At 60.2% G+C, this 18542-nt stretch carries 21 protein-coding genes; 11 read left to right on the forward strand and 10 right to left on the reverse strand.

Annotated features, from left to right (window positions below; genetic code table 11):
- The first annotated feature begins 14 nt into the window (after positions 1-14).
- Positions 15-476 carry a MaoC family dehydratase gene (locus tag ACPYOJ_RS19575; protein ID WP_481417733.1) on the forward strand — a complete coding sequence of 154 codons (462 nt, stop codon included), beginning with the start codon at positions 15-17 and terminating at the stop codon, positions 474-476.
- Positions 473-940 carry a MaoC family dehydratase gene (locus ACPYOJ_RS19580; protein WP_481417734.1) on the forward strand — a complete coding sequence of 156 codons (468 nt, stop codon included), beginning with the start codon at positions 473-475 and terminating at the stop codon, positions 938-940. The genes ACPYOJ_RS19575 and ACPYOJ_RS19580 overlap by 4 nt, the downstream gene beginning before the upstream one ends.
- A gap of 11 nt (positions 941-951) precedes the next feature.
- Here the strand turns inward: ACPYOJ_RS19580 and ACPYOJ_RS19585 are convergent, their stop codons facing one another.
- The 5 genes from ACPYOJ_RS19585 to ACPYOJ_RS19605 all read right to left on the reverse strand — a co-directional run bounded on the left by ACPYOJ_RS19585 (position 952) and on the right by ACPYOJ_RS19605 (position 6516).
- Positions 952-1494, reverse strand: a complete 543-nt coding sequence (locus ACPYOJ_RS19585; RefSeq protein ID WP_168830487.1) for an adenine phosphoribosyltransferase — start codon at positions 1492-1494, stop codon at positions 952-954.
- A 116-nt stretch (positions 1495-1610) separates the two neighbouring features.
- A complete protein-coding gene (locus ACPYOJ_RS19590; RefSeq protein WP_481417735.1) occupies positions 1611-2495 on the reverse strand; it encodes a cytochrome c1 in 885 nt (294 codons plus the stop codon).
- Between the two features lie 23 nt (positions 2496-2518).
- A complete protein-coding gene (locus tag ACPYOJ_RS19595) occupies positions 2519-3787 on the reverse strand; it encodes a cytochrome b (protein WP_168830485.1) in 1269 nt (422 codons plus the stop codon).
- 14 nt (positions 3788-3801) lie between these two features.
- A complete protein-coding gene (gene petA / locus ACPYOJ_RS19600) occupies positions 3802-4380 on the reverse strand; it encodes a ubiquinol-cytochrome c reductase iron-sulfur subunit (protein ID WP_481417736.1) in 579 nt (192 codons plus the stop codon).
- 246 nt (positions 4381-4626) lie between these two features.
- The gene (locus ACPYOJ_RS19605) at positions 4627-6516 is read right to left on the reverse strand and encodes an ABC transporter ATP-binding protein (protein WP_481417748.1); all 1890 of its coding nucleotides are present in this window, start codon (positions 6514-6516) and stop codon (positions 4627-4629) included.
- Positions 6517-6678: 162 nt separating this feature from the next.
- On the opposite strand from ACPYOJ_RS19605, the gene ACPYOJ_RS19610 reads away from it, so the two are divergent.
- Positions 6679-6909, forward strand: a complete 231-nt coding sequence (locus tag ACPYOJ_RS19610; RefSeq protein WP_168830483.1) for a CopG family ribbon-helix-helix protein — start codon at positions 6679-6681, stop codon at positions 6907-6909.
- A gap of 66 nt (positions 6910-6975) precedes the next feature.
- Here ACPYOJ_RS19610 and ACPYOJ_RS19615 read toward each other — a convergent pair whose 3' ends face one another.
- Complete coding sequence (locus ACPYOJ_RS19615) at positions 6976-8832, reverse strand: ABC transporter ATP-binding protein (protein WP_481417737.1); 1857 nt, start codon at positions 8830-8832, stop codon at positions 6976-6978.
- Between the two features lie 384 nt (positions 8833-9216).
- Between ACPYOJ_RS19615 and ACPYOJ_RS19620 the strand changes: the two genes are divergently transcribed.
- The 3 genes from ACPYOJ_RS19620 (at position 9217) to ACPYOJ_RS19630 (ending at position 12423) form a co-directional block, all read left to right on the forward strand.
- The gene (locus ACPYOJ_RS19620) at positions 9217-9990 is read left to right on the forward strand and encodes an adenylate/guanylate cyclase domain-containing protein (RefSeq protein WP_481417738.1); all 774 of its coding nucleotides are present in this window, start codon (positions 9217-9219) and stop codon (positions 9988-9990) included.
- A gap of 118 nt (positions 9991-10108) precedes the next feature.
- The gene (locus ACPYOJ_RS19625) at positions 10109-10570 is read left to right on the forward strand and encodes a tRNA (cytidine(34)-2'-O)-methyltransferase (RefSeq protein ID WP_481417739.1); all 462 of its coding nucleotides are present in this window, start codon (positions 10109-10111) and stop codon (positions 10568-10570) included.
- A gap of 206 nt (positions 10571-10776) precedes the next feature.
- Positions 10777-12423 carry a Na/Pi cotransporter family protein gene (locus ACPYOJ_RS19630; RefSeq protein WP_481417740.1) on the forward strand — a complete coding sequence of 549 codons (1647 nt, stop codon included), beginning with the start codon at positions 10777-10779 and terminating at the stop codon, positions 12421-12423.
- 3 nt (positions 12424-12426) lie between these two features.
- Here the strand turns inward: ACPYOJ_RS19630 and ACPYOJ_RS19635 are convergent, their stop codons facing one another.
- Positions 12427-12687 carry a hypothetical protein gene (locus tag ACPYOJ_RS19635; RefSeq protein WP_168830476.1) on the reverse strand — a complete coding sequence of 87 codons (261 nt, stop codon included), beginning with the start codon at positions 12685-12687 and terminating at the stop codon, positions 12427-12429.
- A gap of 175 nt (positions 12688-12862) precedes the next feature.
- Between ACPYOJ_RS19635 and hemF the strand changes: the two genes are divergently transcribed.
- The 3 genes from hemF (at position 12863) to ACPYOJ_RS19650 (ending at position 14448) form a co-directional block, all read left to right on the forward strand.
- Positions 12863-13777: an oxygen-dependent coproporphyrinogen oxidase gene (hemF, locus tag ACPYOJ_RS19640; RefSeq protein ID WP_481417741.1), complete on the forward strand. Its 915-nt coding sequence runs from the start codon at positions 12863-12865 to the stop codon at positions 13775-13777.
- 103 nt (positions 13778-13880) lie between these two features.
- Positions 13881-14153: a hypothetical protein gene (locus ACPYOJ_RS19645; protein ID WP_168830474.1), complete on the forward strand. Its 273-nt coding sequence runs from the start codon at positions 13881-13883 to the stop codon at positions 14151-14153.
- 109 nt (positions 14154-14262) lie between these two features.
- On the forward strand, positions 14263-14448 hold the full coding sequence (locus ACPYOJ_RS19650) for a DUF1059 domain-containing protein (protein ID WP_168830473.1): 186 nt from the start codon (positions 14263-14265) through the stop codon (positions 14446-14448).
- On the opposite strand, the gene ACPYOJ_RS19655 is transcribed toward ACPYOJ_RS19650, so the two are convergent.
- Genes ACPYOJ_RS19655 through ACPYOJ_RS19665 form a run of 3 tightly spaced genes read right to left on the reverse strand, consistent with a single transcriptional unit; the run spans position 14449 to position 16966 of the window.
- Positions 14449-15702, reverse strand: a complete 1254-nt coding sequence (locus ACPYOJ_RS19655) for a CCA tRNA nucleotidyltransferase (RefSeq protein WP_481417742.1) — start codon at positions 15700-15702, stop codon at positions 14449-14451.
- Positions 15699-16349 (reverse strand): CoA pyrophosphatase, encoded by a 651-nt coding sequence (locus ACPYOJ_RS19660; RefSeq protein ID WP_481417743.1) that lies wholly within the window; start codon positions 16347-16349, stop codon positions 15699-15701. The genes ACPYOJ_RS19655 and ACPYOJ_RS19660 overlap by 4 nt, the downstream gene beginning before the upstream one ends.
- Positions 16346-16966, reverse strand: a complete 621-nt coding sequence (locus ACPYOJ_RS19665; protein WP_481417744.1) for a DUF1285 domain-containing protein — start codon at positions 16964-16966, stop codon at positions 16346-16348. Before ACPYOJ_RS19665 ends, ACPYOJ_RS19660 begins: the two co-directional genes overlap by 4 nt.
- 161 nt (positions 16967-17127) lie before the next feature.
- Between ACPYOJ_RS19665 and ACPYOJ_RS19670 the strand changes: the two genes are divergently transcribed.
- Both ACPYOJ_RS19670 and ACPYOJ_RS19675 read left to right on the forward strand, forming a co-directional pair.
- A complete protein-coding gene (locus ACPYOJ_RS19670; protein ID WP_168830469.1) occupies positions 17128-18138 on the forward strand; it encodes an AAA family ATPase in 1011 nt (336 codons plus the stop codon).
- A 13-nt stretch (positions 18139-18151) separates the two neighbouring features.
- On the forward strand, positions 18152-18542 hold a 391-nt coding region (locus ACPYOJ_RS19675), incomplete at its 3' end, for a DUF58 domain-containing protein (RefSeq protein ID WP_481417745.1).

Below are 18542 nucleotides of genomic sequence, written 5' to 3' on the forward strand. Positions count from 1 at the left end.
AGGATGGGGGCCTGATGAAGCTGTTTTTTGAAGACTTCGAGCCGGGCCGCGCCTTCCCGCTCGGCCCGATTCCGGTTACCGCCGAAGCGATCATCGAATTCGCCACCGAATTCGATCCGCAGCCGATGCACATGGACGAAGCCGCCGGGCGCGCAAGCATCCTTGGCGGGCTCGCCGCTTCAGGCTGGCATACCTGCGCACTCTTCATGCGCATGATGGCCGACGGCTATCTCCTCGACTCGCATTCTCAGGGCGCGCCCGGCATCGATCTGATGGAATGGAAGAAGCCGGTTCTTGCCGGCGACACGCTTTCGGGCTTCTCGACTGTGCTCGAGGCCCGCGCCATGCGCTCCCGGCCTGGCATCGGCATCGCCCGCTTCAAGCATGAAATCCACAACCAGCGCGGCGAGCTCGCCTGCTACAGCGAAAACTGGATCATGTTCAGCATGCGCGGCGTGGCGGAGGCAAACGCATGAGAATGGCGGAACTCTGTGCAATCGGCGAAAAGACCGGGATCGGCAGCTACACTTTCACCGAGGAGCGCATTGTCCATTTCGCCCGGCGTTTCGACCCGCAGCGCTTCCATATCGACAAGGAAGCAGCCAAGCAGACGCTCTTCGGCAATCTCTGTGCTTCCGGCTGGCACAACTGCGCCGCCTGGATGCGCACCTTCCTGGAGTATTGGGAGAAGGAAACCGTTCGTCTTGCCGAAGAAGGCATAGCAGCACCGAAGCTCGGCCCCTCGCCCGGCTTCCAGAAGCTGCAATGGCTGCGTCCCGTCTTCGTCGACGAGACGATAAGCTATTCGGTGACCCTGCTCGCCAGTCGGCCCCTCGCATCGCGGCCGGGCTGGCACCTGAATTCGATGCTCAACGAAGGCGTCAATCAGGACGGTACGCCCGTCATCCGTTTCGAGGGCAGCGTGCTCGAATTCGAGTGACGCTGGAGGGTCTAGTGCCCGGCAAACTCCACCAGTGTCCTCACCTCGACGCCGAGCGCCTCGAGCTTTTTGCGGCCGCCGAGCTCCGGCAGGTCGATGACGAAACAGGCCGAAACGATCTCGGCGCCCAGTTGTCGCAGCAGCTTGACCGCGCCTTCCGCCGTGCCGCCGGTGGCAATGAGGTCGTCGGTGAGGATCACCTTCTCGCCGGCCTTCACCGCGTCCACATGGATCTCCATCTCGTCGGTACCGTATTCGAGGCTATAGGCCATCCGTACCGTCTGGTGCGGCAGCTTGCCCTTCTTGCGGATCGGCACGAAGCCCGCCGAAAGCTGATGCGCCAGCGCCCCGCCGAGAATGAAGCCGCGGGCCTCGATGCCGGCGATCTTGCCGACGCCCAGGCCCACATATGGTTTCACCAGTTCGTCCACGGCCTGCCGGAAGGCGACCGCATCGCCGAGCAGCGTCGTGATGTCGCGAAAGATAATGCCGGGCTTCGGGTAGTCCGGAATGGAGCGGATGCTGTCCGCAAGCTCCGAGGCAATGGTGTTCATGCAAAGTCCGTTTGTCTGCGAGGGCATTGGTCGGCCGCACCCTATCAAGTGGCCGTCATGGAACCAACAAAAAAGGCGGCTCGAACGCCGCCTTTTGCACGTTTGGTGAGAGCCGCTCAGGCTTCCTTGTTGGCGTACACCGAGCGCTTCGTCAGATAGATGAGACCCGTGAAGATCAGCAGGAACACCATGACCATGAAGCCGGTATGCTTGCGCTCGACCAGATGCGGCTCTGCTGCCCACATCAGGAAGGCCGAGACATCCCTTGCATACTGATCGACGGTCTGCGGCGTACCATCGTCATAGGTCACCTGGTCGTCCGAGAGCGGCTTGGGCATGGCGAAAGCCGCAGCAGCGTGGAAGTATGGATTGTAATGCGCGCCCTGCGGAACCTGGAAACCGGCCGGAGGCTCTTCGTAGCCGGTGAGCAGCGAATAGATATAGTCCGGCCCGCCTTCCTGATACTGCGTGAAGATGTCGAAGACGAACCGCGGGAAGCCGCGTTCGACTTCACGAGCCTTGGCGAGCAGCGACATGTCAGGCGGTGCGGCACCGTTATTTGCGGCAGCGGCGGCTTGTACGTTGGGGTAAGGTGACGGGAAATGATCCGACGGAACTGCCTTGCGGGTGAACATTTCACCGTTGGCATCCGGGCCATCCTGCACCTCGTAATTCGCGGCAAAAGCCTTGACCTGCGCGTCCGAGTACCCCAGCTCGCCGAGCGTGCGGAACGGAACGAGGCTCATGGAGTGGCAGGCGGAACAGACTTCCGTATAGACCTTTAGACCGCGCTGAAGCTGGCCCTTGTCGTAATGGCCGAACGGCCCCGCGAAGCTCCACTCCTGCTCCCGCGGCTCCTTGAGAGGATAATGCGGTGTCGCACTTTCCTCGTGGTGGGCCGGCGCCGCCCCATTTGCCGGTGTCGCTTCCTGGGCGAATGCAGAATTCCCGAGAACGGCTGCGACGGCGAGCGGCAGAATGCTTGCAACAAGCTTTTTCATGTTTCTATCCCTCTGTCGCTCGCTTATGCCTTGACCATGGCAGGTTGCTTTTGCTTTTCGAGCACCGCCTCGGTGATCGAGTTTGGAATGCGGCGCGGCACCTCAACGAGACCAAGCACCGGCATGGCGACGAGGAAGAAGGCGAAGTAGAGCAGCGTGCAGAACTGCGAGACCATGACGTAGATGCCTTCCGCTGGCTGAGAACCAAGCCAGCCGAGGACGACCGCGTCGATCACGAACAGCCAGAAGAACATCTTGTACCAAGGGCGGTAGACCGCCGAGCGGACCTTCGAGGTGTCGAGCCACGGCACGAAAAACAGTACGATGATCGCCCCGAACATCACCAGCACGCCGCCGAGTTTGGAGTCGATCGGACCGACGTTGAAGGTGATCGAGCGCAACATTGCGTAGAATGGCAGGAAGTACCATTCCGGAACGATATGCGCCGGCGTCTTCAGCGGATCGGCGGGGATGTAGTTGTCGGCGTGGCCGAGGAAGTTCGGCATGTAGAAAATGAAGTAGGCGTAAACCAGCAGGAAGACCGAAACGCCGAGCGCGTCCTTGAGGGTCGCATAGGGCGTGAAGCGCACGGTATCCGTCTTGGTCTTCACCTCGATGCCAGTGGGATTGGTCTGGCCGGTCACGTGCAGCGCCCAGATGTGCAGAACGACGACACCCGCGATAATGAAGGGAAGCAGATAGTGCAGCGAATAGAAGCGGTTCAGCGTCGGATTGTCCACCGCAAAGCCGCCGAGCAGGAACTGCTGCACCCACTCGCCGACGAGCGGAAAGGCCGAGAAGAAGCCGGTGATGACCGTTGCTCCCCAGAAGGACATCTGGCCCCAGGGCAGGACATAGCCCATGAAAGCAGTCGCCATCATCAGGAGATAGATCAGAACGCCGAGGATCCAGAGAATTTCACGCGGCGCCTTGTAGGAACCGTAATAGAGGCCTCGAGCGATGTGCAGGTAGACGGCAACGAAGAAGAACGATGCGCCATTCGCATGCATGTAACGCAACAGCCAACCATGGTTGACGTCGCGCATGATCTTTTCAACGGAATTAAACGCGATCGAGGTTTCGGCCGCGTAGTGCATGGCGAGTACCACGCCGCTCAATATCTGAACGAGCAGCATGACGGAGAGCGCCGCACCGAAGGTGTAGGCATAGTTCAGGTTGCGCGGCACCGGATATGCAACGAAGCTGTCGTAAACCATGCGCGGCAGCGGAAGGCGCGCATCGATCCACTTTTCCAGGCCGGTTGATGGCTCGTAGCTGGAATGGCCACTCATGTATCAGTCTCCCCTCAACCGATCTTAATTTTAGTGTCGGACACGAATGCAAACGTCGGAATCGCCAGGTTCTGCGGCGCCGGACCCTTACGGATACGGCCGGCGGTGTCATAGACCGAACCATGGCAGGGACAGAACCAGCCATTGTATTCGCCGGCCTGACCAAGCGGAACGCAGCCGAGATGCGTGCAGGTGCCGATCATGACGATCCAGTTTTCCTTGCCCTGGCCGCCCGAACGGTCGACGCCCGTAGCCTGGGCGTCGGCAGGCAGGTTCGCATTACGAGCAACCGGGTCCTTAAGGTCCGCCATCGGAACGTCGGCGGCGGCCTTCACTTCCTCGGGAGTGCGGTTGCGGATGAAAATCGGCTTCCCGCGCCACTTGGCGGTCAGCGACATGCCGGGCTCGAGGCTCGCGACGTCGACTTCGATGGAGGCAAGGGCCAGTGTGGAGGCATCCGGCCGCATCTGGTCGATGAACGGCCATGCGACCGCGGCGGCGCCGACAGCGCCTGCCATACCAGTGGTGAGATAAAGGAAATCACGGCGCGTGGGCTCGCTTGAAGCCTCGCTAGTCGTTTCGTACTCGCTCACGTCTTAACCATCCTCTGCGCAATTTTGGCGGAATTCCGCCCTGCCCCCTTTGGGCGGCGGCGAATCGCAATTGACGCAGTTCGGCCATAGATTCTCCACCCCTCACCGCGCGTTCTAAGCGTGAACGCAAATTATGTCCAGCCTTCACAAGGGGATGAGACTCAATGTCGCCGTAATCTTAGATGAATTTTTTAAGGCAGCCCCGCTAGCGTCCTTGGATCGAGGCGTCATTGCGGAGGCGTCTTCCTATATCGCGCGTGCCTCGCGCGCCCCCATATCCTCGCCGGCTCCGAGGAAACCGCCCGACTGGCGGGCCCAAAGCTCGGCATAAAGCCCGCCTCTTTCCACCAAGGCATCATGTGAACCTTCCTCGATGATTCGGCCTTCATCGACGACGATCAGCCGATCGAGCGCCGCAATGGTGGAAAGGCGATGCGCGATGGCGAGCACGGTCTTGCCCTCCATGATCCGGCTGAGATTGGACTGGATCGCCTCTTCCACTTCCGAATCGAGTGCCGAGGTCGCCTCGTCGAGCACCAGAATCGGTGCATTCTTCAGCATGACGCGCGCAATGGCGATGCGCTGCCGCTGCCCGCCGGAAAGCTTCACACCGCGCTCGCCGACATGCGCCTCGAAAGCCTTGCGTCCCTGCTGATCCTGCAGCCGTTCGATGAATTCGAGCGCTTCGGCCCGTCGCGCAGCGTCAATCAACCGTTCTTCGCTCGCGTCGGGCCTGCCGAAAAGGATATTGTCCCTCACCGAGCGGTGCAGCAGCGACGTATCCTGGCTGACGACGCCGATCTGCGTGCGCAGCGACTCCTGCTTGACCTTGGCGATGTCCTGGCCATCGATCAGAATGCGCCCGCCTTCCAGGTCGTAGAGACGCAGCAAGAGATTGACCAGCGTCGACTTGCCCGCGCCGGAGCGTCCGACGATCCCGACCTTTTCGCCCGGCGCTACCGTCAGGGAGAAATTCTCGATGACGCCCTTGCCGCGGCCGTAGTGGAAAGTCACGTTTTCGAAGCGGATACCGGGCTCCTTGATGACGAGATCGGCGGCATCCGGCCGGTCGACGAGGCCAAGCGGCTGCGAAATCATTTCGGCAGCGTTCTGGATGGTGCCCAGATTGCGCATGATGCCGTTGAACTGTGTCATCAAGCGCCCGAGGAGGAAGTTGAGACGCAGAACAAGCGCCAGCGAAAAGGCCACGGCCCCGGAACTGATCAACCCGCGCAGCCAGAGATCGACGCTCAATCCGGTCATCGTCACGATCATCAGGCCGGAGAGCAGCGCCATCGAGGCGCGCACGCCGGTGATGAACCGGGTGAAGCGCAGCACCGTCTCCTGATAGATATCGAAGCCCTGACGCATGTACCGGTCGCTCTCTTCGTGGCGAGCGAAGAGCTTCAGCGTCTGGATATTACTGTAGGAATCGACCATGCGACCGTTCAGCATGGAGGCGGCTTCAGCGGTCTCGCGGGAGTGATAACGGATGCGCGGCACGAAATAGCGGGCAAGCACGCCAAAGGCGCAAAGCCACAGAAGAACAACCAGCGCAAGCGAAAAGTCCAGCCGCGCGACGAGCACCAGCGTCGTTGCTGCGTAAATGCCGACGAACCAGACGCTCTCCATGAGCGAGGTCACGAGGTCGCCCACTGCCTGACCGGCCGACCAGACCTTGGTCACGATCCGACCGGAAAAATCGCTCTGAAAGAAATGCAGCGATTGTCGCGACACATGCAGATACGACTGCCATCGCGCGAGATTGTAAAAGCCCGGCGTGATCACCTGCTGATCGACCAGCGCGATCAGGAAGGCGACAACGAAGCGAACGAGGCCGATCAGCCCCAGCATGCCGAAGAGCTCGGCGCCATGTGCAGCAAGCAGTTCGCTCCAGCCGACGCCCGGTTTGACGGTTCCCAGGATGTCCACCAGCCGTCCGACAAACCAGAACAATGCAGCCTCGATCGCCGCCGACATGCCGCCGAGAATAAGCATCGCAACGAAGGGCCATTTGGCCTGGCCGATGTAGAACCAGATGAAGCCGGCCGTCGCACGCGGCGGCTGAATATTGTCGCGCGGTCGGAACGGGTTGATCCAGTTCTCAAACAGATTGAGTATCGGGCGCAGAAACATCGTTGCGATATAGGCTGAAACGGCCCTACGGCAAAGGGAATGCAAGGCAGATACAACCTTATATTTTGGTAATTTTCGGTAACATCGACGGCATTAGCGTTGAATGTCGCTGACCTCGTGCCAATCTCGGAGTACAATCGCCGCTTAACGGAGAAATACCCTATGGAAACGAAGATGCTTGCAGCGCATATTCCGCTTCCGCTCGCGGGCAGGCTCGACGAAACCGCTGCACAACTTGGTATCTCGCGCGACTTCATTGTCAGTGAGGCGATCGCCGCATGGCTCGACCGCGAGGAAGAGCGCCGCCTGACAGCCCTCCGTGCCATGGCAGGGGCAGGCGCCCTCGTCCTGGTGGAGCGCCACAGGGTTAGAGACTGGGCCGATAGCCTGTGAGCAGGCGTTGAATAATATTTTGAAACGAAAGGTCCTCCCGGATTTGCTGGGAGGACCTTTCATTTGTTACTCCGCCGCTTGCTCGGCTTCTTCCGAGTGATCGGCTAGGAAGCCGCCGGATTGGCGGCTCCAGAGGTCGGCATAAATGCCGCCCTGCCCGACGAGATCGCCATGCGAGCCTGTCTCGATGATCCGGCCCTTATCGAGCACGATCAGCCGGTCCATCTCGGTCAGCGTTGAAAGGCGATGGGCGATCGCGATCACCGTCTTGCCTTCCATCAGCGCAAACAGGTTTTCCTGGATCGCCGCTTCCACTTCCGAATCGAGCGCCGATGTCGCCTCGTCGAGCACCAGGATCGGTGCGTCCTTCAGGAAGACGCGGGCAATCGCAATGCGCTGGCGCTGGCCGCCGGAGAGCTTGACGCCCCGTTCGCCGACCTGAGCATCGAGCCCCTTGCGTCCCTGCATGTCGACAAGTCCTTCGACGAACTCCCAGGCATTCGCCCGCTTTGCCGCTTCGATCACCTCCGCATCCGTCGCGTCCGGACGACCGTACGCGATGTTTTCGCGGATCGAGCGATGCAGCAGAGACGTATCTTGCGTCACCACGCCGATCAGCGAACGGAGGCTTTCCTGCGACACCGCCGCAATATCCTGCCCGTCGATGGTGATGCGGCCCGCTTCCAGATCGTAAAAGCGCAACAGCAGGTTCATCAACGTCGTCTTGCCGGCACCGGAGCGGCCGACGAGACCGACCTTCTCGCCCGCCTTGATGTCCAGTGACAGGTTGTCGACGACGCCGTTGCCCTTGCCGTAATGGAAGCGGATGCGCTCGTAGTGGATTGCACCTTTCTTCGCCTCCATCTGCGGCGCACCCGGCTTGTCGGTGATGTCGTGGTTCTTCGTCATCATCTCCATGCCGTCATAAACGGTGCCGATGTTCTCGAAGAGTGCCGATACCTCCCACATGATCCACTGCGACATGCCGTTGACCCGCATCGCAAGGCCGATCGCGATGGCGATTGCACCGACAGAGATCTGACCATTCAGCCAAAACCAGATCGACAGGCCTGAGACAACGAAGAGCGCCACGCAGTTGTTTATATAGACGGACATGTGGAACAGCGTGACGCGACGCATCTGCTGGTGCACCGTCTCAAGGAATTCGCCCATGCCCGCCTTGGCATAGCCCTCTTCCCTCCCGGCATGCGAGAAGAGCTTGACGGTCGCAATGTTCGTATAGCTGTCGACCACGCGCCCCGTCATCATCGAGCGCGCGTCCGCCTGCTGTGCGGCGATCTTGCGGAGCCGCGGCACGAAATAGGAGACGATGCCGACATAGGCACCGAGCCAGATCAGGATCGGGATCATCAGCCGCCAATCGGCCGCCGCGATCACGATGATCATCGTCAGGAAGTAGGTGACGACATAGACGAAGACATCGAGGATCTTCATCGTCGTTTCGCGGACGGCCAGCGACGTTTGCATCACCTTGGTCGCAACGCGTCCGGCGAACTCGTTGGCGAAGAAGGTCATGCTGTGGCGCAGCAGGAAGCGGTGCATCTGCCAGCGCGCTATCATCGGATAGTTGCCGAGCAGGACCTGATGCATGATCAGGGAATCCAGCCCCGCCGCCAATGGCAGGCCGATCAGGATCAAAGCCGCCATCAAGGCGAGCCTCGGCCATTCTGTCTGCAGGAATGTCGCCTTGTCGGCATGCGACAGCCAGTCGACGATATCGCCGAGGAACTGGAAGAGCATCACCTCGCCGATTGCAATCAATGCAGTCAGCACCGCCATGGCTGCAAGCCACGGTGCCGCCGGCTTCGTGTAATGCCAGCAGAAGGCAAAGAGGCCTTTCGGAGGAACACTAGGCTCCTCGCTCGGAAAGGGATTCAATCGCTGTTCAAACCAGCTGAACATGAAAATGCTCCGGAACTTCACCGTTCCGCCTCCCGGCCTGCGCAAACAACGCTTGGGCACATATGGGAACCGGACGTTCAAGGGGCGAGGCCGCAACGGCCGCGCAATGGATCAAAAAAGTGGAATTTCAGGAAGATATGCGCACTAGAGGCGCGGAATCGCGACGCCGGTCATCACGGCCGGAAGGCGCACACGTGGCAAATTGTTCATCTTGGCCTCCCTGCTAGCGATTGAAGATGCGCACTCATAACGCGAAACCATCGAAATTTCCAGTCCGGAATTGGCCGAACCGGAACAATTCGGCCAGTTGCCAAGAGCAAAAGAATATCAGAAGCTCGTCGCTATGCAGCCATAGGTCTTATCAGCCAGAAGAACTTGCGGAACATGACAACTGCGTCTCCGCCTGTGCCGGCCAATCAGAGCAACGCCAGCATCTGCCGGGGTTGCTGGGATCAGATGCGCGTGCCCATCCCGATCCGTGGCCCGCTCGCCCTGCCCTTCCGCGCATTCGGCATCACTCGCAGCAAAATGAATCCCGATATCTGCACGATCTGCGAACGGTCCTTTCAATACGTCAAGAAGCAGCGTCAGATCACCGCCAATGCAACCATCCTGTTTGCTGACATCAGGGGGTTTACGGACCTGTCGGAGCGCATCGAAGCGGTCAAACTGAGCGAGATCGTCAGCCTCTTTCAGGATCGCTGCGCACAGGCGGTCTGGGCACACGACGGCATCGTCAACAAACAGATGGGCGATGGCCTGATGGCGATCTTCAATTTTCCGATCGTCAGAAAGGATCACGCCGGCGCGGCGATCATGGCAGCGCTCGACATACAGCGATCCTGTGCAGCAGCTCTGAACTGTCTCAATCCGGACCTCGACGGACTGGCAGGCCGCAGACTCGGCGTCGGTGTCGGCATCCATACCGGCGATGTCCAGATCGGCGAGTTTTCAAGCTTTCGCAGCGATTTCACGGCGATCGGCGGTGTGGTCAATCTGGCTGCGCGGCTGGAATCTCAGGCCGCCGCCGGCGAGATTCTCCTGTCATCAGAGACGGCTACCCACGCCCCGGACCTCGCGGGCGCAGCGGAAGAGCGCCTGCTCGTGCTCAAGGGCATAGAACAACAGGTGCAGGCGCGGGTGCTGGTCAAGAGCTGAGCTGCTGCGTCCTCCGGCTTTCTTCCAGGGGAACCGGACGTGCGTAATTGGCGCCCCAGTTGCGTCGGGACCATAGTTACACTACGGCTCCTCGGCAAAGCAGTAGGCGGTGCACCGGATGATTGATCTCAGACTGGCTCTTTATCAACCTGATATCCCCGGCAATACCGGTACAATCCTGCGGCTTGCGGCCTGCCTCGGGATCGCTGTCGACATCATCGAGCCGGCAGGCTTCGATATTTCCGATCGCAATCTGAAGCGTGCCGGCATGGATTACATCGTAGCGGCCGCGCTGACCCGCCATGTCAGCTGGGACCGTTTCGACGAATGGCGCGCTTCCACCGGCCGCCGCATCGTTCTCGCTTCGACCAAGGCAACGGACCGATATACCGACTTCGCGTTCCGGCCGACCGATATCCTGCTTTTCGGCCGCGAAAGCGCAGGCGTTCCGGATCACGTTCACGACAAAGCCGATGCCCGGGTCCTGATCCCGATGGTCGAGGGGCAACGCTCGATCAACGTTGCGGTTTCCGCCGCGATGATCGTCGGCGAAGCCATGCGGCAGACTGCCTGGAGTTGATTTTCGCCCTTCTCGAGACACATGTAGAAGTGTCGTTGCGATACGTCACAAACGGCATTGTGATATCGCAGAACAGGCGTATTATCCTTAGCCGGACAATCAAAAATCAGCATCCAGGCCGGAATTTCCTCGAAATGGCAATGTGCTGAAACTCAGATTGCACAGCTTTGCACCGGCCGCGAACGAGAAGAAAAAGACCGCCTAGAATGGAATCCACAATCGTCATGATAAACCTGTTCGGCGCAGTGGCGCTGCTGCTGTTCGGCCTCGCGCAGGTGAAGGACGGCGTTTCGCGGGCTTTCGGAGCGCGGCTCAGGACGGGTCTGGCGACCGGTACGCGCAGCGGATTGCGCTCCTTCGTTTCAGGCTTTGTCGCTACGGTAGCATTGCAGAGTTCGACGGCTACGGCGCTGATGGTCGCCTCGTTCGTCGAGCGCGAACTGGTGAAGCCGCGCATGGCGCAGATCGTATTGCTCGGCGCCAATGTCGGCACGGCGGTGACTGCCTGGATTGTCGCTACCGGCATCGAGTGGCTATCCCCGCTCGTCATCCTCGCAGGCATCGTGCTCTATCGCAGCGGCTCGACTAACCGGCAGGGCGGCGGCACCGCCCTGATCGGAATCGGCTTGATGCTGTTGTCGCTGCATCTCCTGAGCGGCGCGACTGAACCCATGCGCCAATCTCCAGCACTCGCGGCTTTCATCGGCCTGCTCGACAATGCCTGGCCGGTAGCGCTCGCCTTCTCAGCCGGCATTGCTTTCATCTCCTCATCGAGTCTCGCCGCCGTCGTGTTGATCCTCTCTCTGACATCGACCGGCATCCTCTCGGCCGGCCTCGTCATCGTCCTGGTTTTGGGTGCCAATCTTGGCGGCGCAATTCCGCCGGTCGTCGCGTCGCTTTCCGGGCCCGCTTCCGCCAAGCGGGTCACGCTTGGCAACTTGATCATCCGCGCCGCCGGCTGCGTGATAGCGCTTCCACTTGCCGGTTACGCCGGTGAACTATTGGAAATGCTGCCGCTTGACCCAGCCAAGCTGCCGGTCGATGCTCATCTCGGCTTCAACCTCGTGCTTGCCGCCCTCGCATGGCCCTTCTCGCGGTTGCTGTCGCGGCTGATGCTGTATCTAGTTCCGGAAGAAGCGCAGACCGACAACGCACCCAAATATCTTGACGAGCACGAGCTATCGGCGCCCGTGGTGGCGCTCGCCAGCGCGACCCGCGAAGTGCTCGGCGTCGGTGACCTCATTGAACGCATGCTGATGCGCGCTTCCGAGGCCTTCGAGCAGAACGATCTGACAAAGCTCAAGGAGCTTCCCGGGCTCGAAAAGCGCGTTGACAGCCTGCAGCAGGAGGTAAAGATCTACCTTTCGAAGCTCGGTCGCGAAGGGTTGAGCGAAGAGAATGCCCGCCACTCGATCGTTATCATCGACTACGCGATCAACCTCGAACATATCGGCGACATCATCGAAAAAGGCCTGCTGCCGCAAATCACCAAAAAGGCTTCACTCGGCCTCAGATTCTCCGAAGATGGGTATCGGGAACTGAAGAAACTCTTCCACCTGACGATCGACAACTTGCGGATCGCGCAAACGATCTTCGTGACGCGCGATTTCAATCTCGCCAAGCAGATGATGGAAGTGAAGGTCGAGGTGCGCAGGATGGAGAAGCAATCTGCCGAACGACACCTCGAAAGGCTGCGCGAAGGCCATGCCGACAGCCTGCAGACGAGCTCCCTGCATCTCGACATGCTGCGCGACCTGAAGCGTATCAACGCCCATATCATCTCGGTCGCTCACCCCATTCTCGACGAAAGCGGGCTGCTGATCGAAAGCCGTCTGCGTACGCCGGCGGAATGACGATCAGTCGGCGGAAGGCAATCGGCGCATCGTGAATTCGATCTGGTCGTTGTCCAGCTGCCGCCAGCTTTCGACCTCGGTCCAGTAGGCCGCCTTCGGGTATTCGGCAAACCATTCGCGAGCCTTTGCCCGCGCATCGAGCAAACCAAGCCGATATGTCTCGCGCACGAAGTGATCGCCCTTCCGGGCAGAGCCTTCCGCACGATGCCGTTCGATCCTGCGCTTCAAGCCGTCAAACGACGGAGGTCCCGGGATTTTAGCCATGAAAGCTACCTCCAGCCCGAAGGTAGTATTGAAAGTACTAATTTGCGAGTCGAATCTTCCCCGCCTCGACTGCGTCCTTCCGCCTGCTGGCGGGACGCCGGTGCAGCTGTTACCACGAGTTCATGATCAGACGTGATCGAGTCGCTACGCCATACTAGCGAACGCGGGGGTAATGATGGAACGACCAGAACTGCCGATCGGCCTGCCGGACGATATCGAAGAAAAGAAGACTGCCGCTCGCACATGGTTCGAAGGATTGCGCGACACCATCTGCGCCTCCTTCGAGGAGCTGGAAGACGAGCTGACCGGCCCTCTCTCAGACCAGGAACCGGGCCGTTTCGTCGGCAAGGAATGGTCGCGCGAAAATGGCGCTGGCGGCGGTGGTCGGATGTCGATGATGCATGGCCGCGTTTTCGAGAAGGTTGGCGTTCATACCTCGACCGTTTACGGCGAATTCGCGCCGGATCTGCGCGCCCAGATGCCGGGCGCCAGCGAAGACCCGCGCTTCTGGGCCTCGGGGATTTCGCTGATCGCCCATCCGGTGAACCCCAACGTGCCAGCCGTACACATGAATACCCGCATGGTCGTTACCTCCAGCCGCTGGTTCGGAGGCGGTGCGGACCTGACGCCCGTTCTCGAAAACCGCCGCACGCAGGATGACGACGATACCCGGCTCTTCCACAAGGCAATGGAAATTGCCTGCCGCAGCCACTTGGCCGTCGCAGATTACGACGTCTACAAGAAATGGTGCGACGAGTATTTCTTCCTGAAACACCGCAACGAGCCGCGCGGCGTCGGCGGCATCTTCTACGACTGGCTGCATTCCAGCCCCGAGGCCGGCGGGTGGGATGCCGATTTCGCTTTCACGCGCGATGTCGGCCGCGCCTTCGCCATGGTCTATCCCAAAATCGTTCGCCTAAACTTCAACAAGGAGTGGAGCGAAGCCGATCGTGACGAACAGTTGATCAGGCGTGGCCGCTATGTTGAGTTCAATTTGCTCTATGATCGCGGTACAATCTTCGGACTGAAGACCGGCGGCAACATCGAATCCATCCTGTCTTCGATGCCCCCAGTTGTCTGGTGGCCGTGACTGTACGCTAGTGTACAGGTAAAAATACATTTCAAGGCCTTCAAGAAGCGTGAACGAGTGTTAAATTAGGAGTGTGTTGCGTAACAATCGGAGGAGGGTTGTCATGACGATACAAAGCGGCTCACCAGCATCTGCGGATGTTCGGGAGTCAGCACGAGCAATCGAAATGCCGGACTTCCTGAGCCGTATTGCCGAAGAAATGAGGGCAAAAAGCGGCTCTGATCTGCCCCTATGCTGCTTCATCGAACAGGTGAGACTCCAGCTCGCTGCCGGAAAATCACTTGAAGAATTGCAAGAAAAGATGCGCGAAAGTGCAGCGTCAAATGCACCGTATGAGTCATCCGACTGCTATCGCGCCTGGGCCATGCCGGAGTAATCCGTATGTGTTACCGGCCGGCGCACGTCGTCGGCTGGAACTTTCTCCCGGTTTCGTACATTGAAGACAGCGCTATCATTCTGTCATCTTCCGGACAAAGGAGTAGACAATGCGACTTTTCGAATGTGGTACGCTTGTTCCGGGCTGTTCTTGGCACACACGCGCCAACGAAGACGCCGAAATCGTCCGCCGCGCGATCGAGCATATGAAAACCGCCCATGGTGAAACAACCATTCGCGAAAACATGGTCGACAACATCAAGGCCCGCATCCGCGACGAAGCGACTGCCGCCTGATCACCTCGGAAGGTCCTTCAGCCGGGCGAGCAGGGTCGCCCGGTCCGCGGCAAAATTCTCTTCCACCCATTGGTTCTCAAGCTTCGCCAGTGCCTCGCCGACGCGCGGCCCCGCCGGAATGCCTTTGGAAATGACATCGCCGCCGCCGATCGGGAACTGCGGCTTCTTCCACGCCAGAGCATGATCCAGGAGCTTACCGAGCCTTGCCGACCGGCTCATCTCATTCATGTCACCCTCCGCCTTGCCGCGAGCAACAGCCAGAGCGAGCTTCAGACGCGTCACGATACCTTCAGCACCGTTGCGGTAGAGCAGCCGGTCGAAGGCTGCGGCCGATATTTCGTCATTGACGGCCGGAGCCGCCGCCCAGGCTCTGAAATAGGCCGCTTCGGCATTTGAGAGTTTCAGGCGTGCCGCCATCTTCTCGAGCCGCTCGGCATCCGGCGGAACGATCGAGGCGAGCCGCAAGAGCGGATCCAGTAACCAGCCAAGGGCCTTTTCGGTCGAAACGAGAGCGGGGATGGCGTCGATGCCCCATTTCTCCGTTTCCGGCAGGACTTCATTGAGCACCGCGACCTGTCGCATCCAGAGCAGCGCCCTGCCGGGATCTTCGGCGGAAAGCAGCTTGCGAAGCTCCGACCAGACGCGTTCGGACGAAAGCGTACTGAGCTTCGAGCGCGCCGCTGCACAGGCTTTCAGGCCCTCCGCATCCGGCCGGCCCGAGCCGTAATAGGCAAAGAACCGGAAGAAGCGCAGGATGCGCAGGTAATCTTCGGCGATGCGCGTCGCTGCATGACCGATGAACCGGATATTGCGCTTCTCGACATCCGCAAGCCCGCCGACGAGATCGACGACCTTACCTTCGGAATTCATGTAGAGCGCGTTGATCGTCAAATCGCGCCGTTCGGCATCCGCTTGCCAGTCCGTGCTGAAGGCAACCTTCGCGCGACGCCCGTCGGTCTCGACGTCGGTGCGCAGCGTCGTCACTTCGAATGGTTTTCCCTCGATCACCAGCGTCACCGTGCCATGCGCAATGCCGGTCGGGACTGCTTTGACACCGTCCTCCTTCGCCCGTTCGATCACCGCATCCGGCGTCAGCGTCGTCGCGATGTCGATATCGCTGACCGGCAGCCCCATCAGGCTGTTACGCACCGCCCCGCCGACGACGCGCCCTTCCCCGCCGTCTGCGTTCAGCAATGCAAAGACGCGTTGAAGGCGGGGATCCTCGAACCATGCTTGATCAGCAAGGCTGGTCATTCATAAAGCCTCTCATAAAGTGTGCGGACGATGCCCGCGGTGATGCCCCAGATCATCCAGCCTTCATAGGGCATACGGTAAAAATGCCGGTCGATGCCTTCGACCTCGCGTCGGTCGCGTGTGTGATTGTCCGGGTTCATCAGAAACGAAAGCGGCACCTCAAAGACGTCGTCGACTTCCCGCGGGTTAAGCTGGAGCTCGAAGCCGGGCTTCACCACGGCGAGCACAGGGGTAATGCGAAACCCGGTCGCGGCAAGATAATGCGGCAGGCGCCCGACCGTCTCGACGAACGCGCCCGCAATCCCGATCTCTTCCTGCGTCTCGCGGATCGCAGCCATTTCCGGTGAAACGTCGGTCGGATCAATTGCCCCGCCGGGGAAAGAGATCTGCCCGGAATGCTTGCGCAGGTTTGCCGTGCGCTTGGTGAAAATCACGCGCGCGTCATCGCCGGTGTCGACAACCGGCACCAGCACCGCAGCATCGCGAAGATGCAAGTTCTCCACCATCGCCACGATATCCGGGTTGAGGATGTGATCGCCGTGATCCCGCCAGGAGTGATCAACCGGACCGCCGGTCTGATTGAGCGCCCGGCGGCGAAATTCGGCAGCGGAATAGCGTGGATAGCGTTTGGTCAGTGCATCGCTCATCGGGAAAGCGCATCCAGTTCGTCGGCCGGCATGACGGGAAAGATGCAGCCGCCGGACCGGACGCAGAACATGTCCCTGCCCTCGATGATGCTGACTTCTCCGGTCTCCACAAGTTCGTACATGACCGCACGCGACACCAAAGCCTCGAGGCGCCCGCGGACATGCAAATACGGCTTAAGTTCGCTGTTCTCGCCATGGATCACGAAGCGCAGCGAATGCTCCTTTCCGGCTTCTACGACATCGCCGGTATTGGTGCGGAATGTCAGCATCTGATCGCCGCCGCGATCGGAGACGCTCATCTCGACGGCGACGAATGGTGCATCGACGACGCTGATTCCGACTTTTTCGACAGGCGTCACGAGATAGGTCTTGCCGTCGTCATCCTTGCGCAAAACGGTCGAGAACAGGCGCACCAAGGGCGCGCGGCCGATTGGCGTGCCCATATAGAACCAGGTGCCGTCGGCGCGGATTTCCATGTCGATATCGCCGCAAAAGGGCGGATTCCACTTCTCGACGGGTGGAAGCCCCCGCTTCCCGCCCGTTTCGCCAGCGGCGCGCGAAATCAGCGCGGCCAGCCCTGCGGCATCTTCGCTCGCCCTGATCTCTTGCGCTGCCATCGTTCTGTCCCGGTTTGCTTTTAACGAGAAGGATCAGTCACGAGATAGTCATTTGAAGCGAACTTGTCAGCCCGTAACATCTTCATAACTCTATCGGGTATGAACAACTGGCGTAAAATCAGCCGATTCGCGACGAATGATCCAGCCGTTGGAGATGCCTAATGGGTATGATGCAGACCGAAGACAGCCTCGATGAAAAGGCAATCATCGCCGCCGCGGAAAGGGCGCTTGCCGATATCGCCCTTATCCGCGAAGAAATCTCCAAGGTGATCTTCGGCCAGGAAAGCGTCGTTGAAAATACGTTGCTCGCCGTTCTTTCCGGCGGCCATGCGCTTCTGGTGGGTGTCCCTGGGCTTGCAAAGACCAAGCTGGTGACGACGCTTGGCGAAGTGCTCGGCCTTGGCGCGAACCGCATCCAGTTCACTCCGGACCTGATGCCCTCGGACATCCTCGGCTCCGAAGTCATGGATCAGGATGACAGCGGCCGCCGTTCCTTCCGTTTCGTCAAGGGCCCGGTCTTCGCACAGTTGCTCATGGCGGACGAAATCAACCGCGCCTCGCCGCGTACGCAGTCGGCGCTGTTGCAATCCATGCAGGAATACCATGTCACCATCGCCGGCCAGCGATACGACCTGCCGGCGCCCTTCCACGTTCTCGCCACGCAGAACCCGCTTGAGCAGGAAGGCACCTATCCGCTACCGGAAGCGCAGCTTGACCGTTTCCTTCTGCAGGTGGACGTGCACTATCCGGAACTCGCGGCCGAGCGCCAGATCCTCCTCGAAACGACAGGCCTCAGCGAAACAAAGCCGAAAGCCGTGCTCAACGCCGGGCGGCTGATGGAGATCCAGAAGCTCATTCGCCAGATGCCGGTGAGCGACAAGGTCGTCGACGCAATCCTCGATCTGGTGCGTTCCGCCCGCCCCGGCCAGGGCAACGCCACGACCGACAAGCATGTCGCCTGGGGCCCCGGCCCGCGCGCCGGCCAGTCGATGATGCTCTGCGCCCGCGCCCGGGCGCTCTACGAGGGCCGTCTCGCGCCGTCGATCGATGATATCTACGCGCTTGCCGAACCCGTTCTCGAACACCGAATGGCGCTCACCTTCGCCGCCCGTGCCGAAGGCATGTCCGTCCGCGACGTCATCGCCGGATTGGTCAAGCAGGCCAAGGGATAAGGAAGCCGGACGCGTGGCAGTAATCGGACAGATCGTCAATCCGACACCAGGCAGCGATGCCCTTGCCCGTGCAAGACAACGGGCCTCTCTGGTGCCGGATTGCCTGGTCGAAGCCAAGCGCATCGCCAACACCGTGATCGCCGGCTGGCATGGCCGCCGCAAGCGCGGCATAGGCGAGAATTTTTGGCAGTTCCGCCCCTATACCGAAGGTGAAAGCCTGTCGCGCATCGACTGGCGCCGCTCAGCCCGCGACGATCACACCTATGTTCGCGAACGCGAATGGGAAGCCGCTCACACCATTTGGCTCTGGGCCGACATGTCGCCGTCGATGATGTACCAGTCGACCTTCGGCAGCGTCTCGAAGGAGAGCCGCGCGCTCGTTATCATGCTGGCTCTTGCTGAAA

This window comes from Rhizobium sp. SVR5-9E (assembly GCF_056755095.1).

Excerpts from the sequence above, each read along its gene's own strand:
- ACPYOJ_RS19645 (WP_168830474.1), top strand. The coding sequence starts at position 13,881 with ATGACGATACAAAGCGGCTCACCAGCATCTGCGGATGTTCGGGAGTCA.
- ACPYOJ_RS19670 (WP_168830469.1), top strand. The coding sequence starts at position 17,128 with ATGGGTATGATGCAGACCGAAGACAGCCTCGATGAAAAGGCAATCATC.
- ACPYOJ_RS19665 (WP_481417744.1), bottom strand. The coding sequence starts at position 16,966 with ATGGCAGCGCAAGAGATCAGGGCGAGCGAAGATGCCGCAGGGCTGGCC.
- ACPYOJ_RS19625 (WP_481417739.1), top strand. The coding sequence starts at position 10,109 with ATGATTGATCTCAGACTGGCTCTTTATCAACCTGATATCCCCGGCAAT.
- ACPYOJ_RS19595 (WP_168830485.1), bottom strand. The coding sequence starts at position 3,787 with ATGAGTGGCCATTCCAGCTACGAGCCATCAACCGGCCTGGAAAAGTGG.
- ACPYOJ_RS19620 (WP_481417738.1), top strand. The coding sequence starts at position 9,217 with ATGACAACTGCGTCTCCGCCTGTGCCGGCCAATCAGAGCAACGCCAGC.
- ACPYOJ_RS19575 (WP_481417733.1), top strand. The coding sequence starts at position 15 with ATGAAGCTGTTTTTTGAAGACTTCGAGCCGGGCCGCGCCTTCCCGCTC.
- ACPYOJ_RS19585 (WP_168830487.1), bottom strand. The coding sequence starts at position 1,494 with ATGAACACCATTGCCTCGGAGCTTGCGGACAGCATCCGCTCCATTCCG.
- ACPYOJ_RS19580 (WP_481417734.1), top strand. The coding sequence starts at position 473 with ATGAGAATGGCGGAACTCTGTGCAATCGGCGAAAAGACCGGGATCGGC.
- ACPYOJ_RS19650 (WP_168830473.1), top strand. The coding sequence starts at position 14,263 with ATGCGACTTTTCGAATGTGGTACGCTTGTTCCGGGCTGTTCTTGGCAC.
- ACPYOJ_RS19660 (WP_481417743.1), bottom strand. The coding sequence starts at position 16,349 with ATGAGCGATGCACTGACCAAACGCTATCCACGCTATTCCGCTGCCGAA.
- ACPYOJ_RS19615 (WP_481417737.1), bottom strand. The coding sequence starts at position 8,832 with ATGTTCAGCTGGTTTGAACAGCGATTGAATCCCTTTCCGAGCGAGGAG.
- ACPYOJ_RS19610 (WP_168830483.1), top strand. The coding sequence starts at position 6,679 with ATGGAAACGAAGATGCTTGCAGCGCATATTCCGCTTCCGCTCGCGGGC.
- hemF (WP_481417741.1), top strand. The coding sequence starts at position 12,863 with ATGGAACGACCAGAACTGCCGATCGGCCTGCCGGACGATATCGAAGAA.
- ACPYOJ_RS19605 (WP_481417748.1), bottom strand. The coding sequence starts at position 6,516 with ATGTTTCTGCGCCCGATACTCAATCTGTTTGAGAACTGGATCAACCCG.
- ACPYOJ_RS19655 (WP_481417742.1), bottom strand. The coding sequence starts at position 15,702 with ATGACCAGCCTTGCTGATCAAGCATGGTTCGAGGATCCCCGCCTTCAA.
- ACPYOJ_RS19635 (WP_168830476.1), bottom strand. The coding sequence starts at position 12,687 with ATGGCTAAAATCCCGGGACCTCCGTCGTTTGACGGCTTGAAGCGCAGG.
- ACPYOJ_RS19590 (WP_481417735.1), bottom strand. The coding sequence starts at position 2,495 with ATGAAAAAGCTTGTTGCAAGCATTCTGCCGCTCGCCGTCGCAGCCGTT.
- ACPYOJ_RS19630 (WP_481417740.1), top strand. The coding sequence starts at position 10,777 with ATGGAATCCACAATCGTCATGATAAACCTGTTCGGCGCAGTGGCGCTG.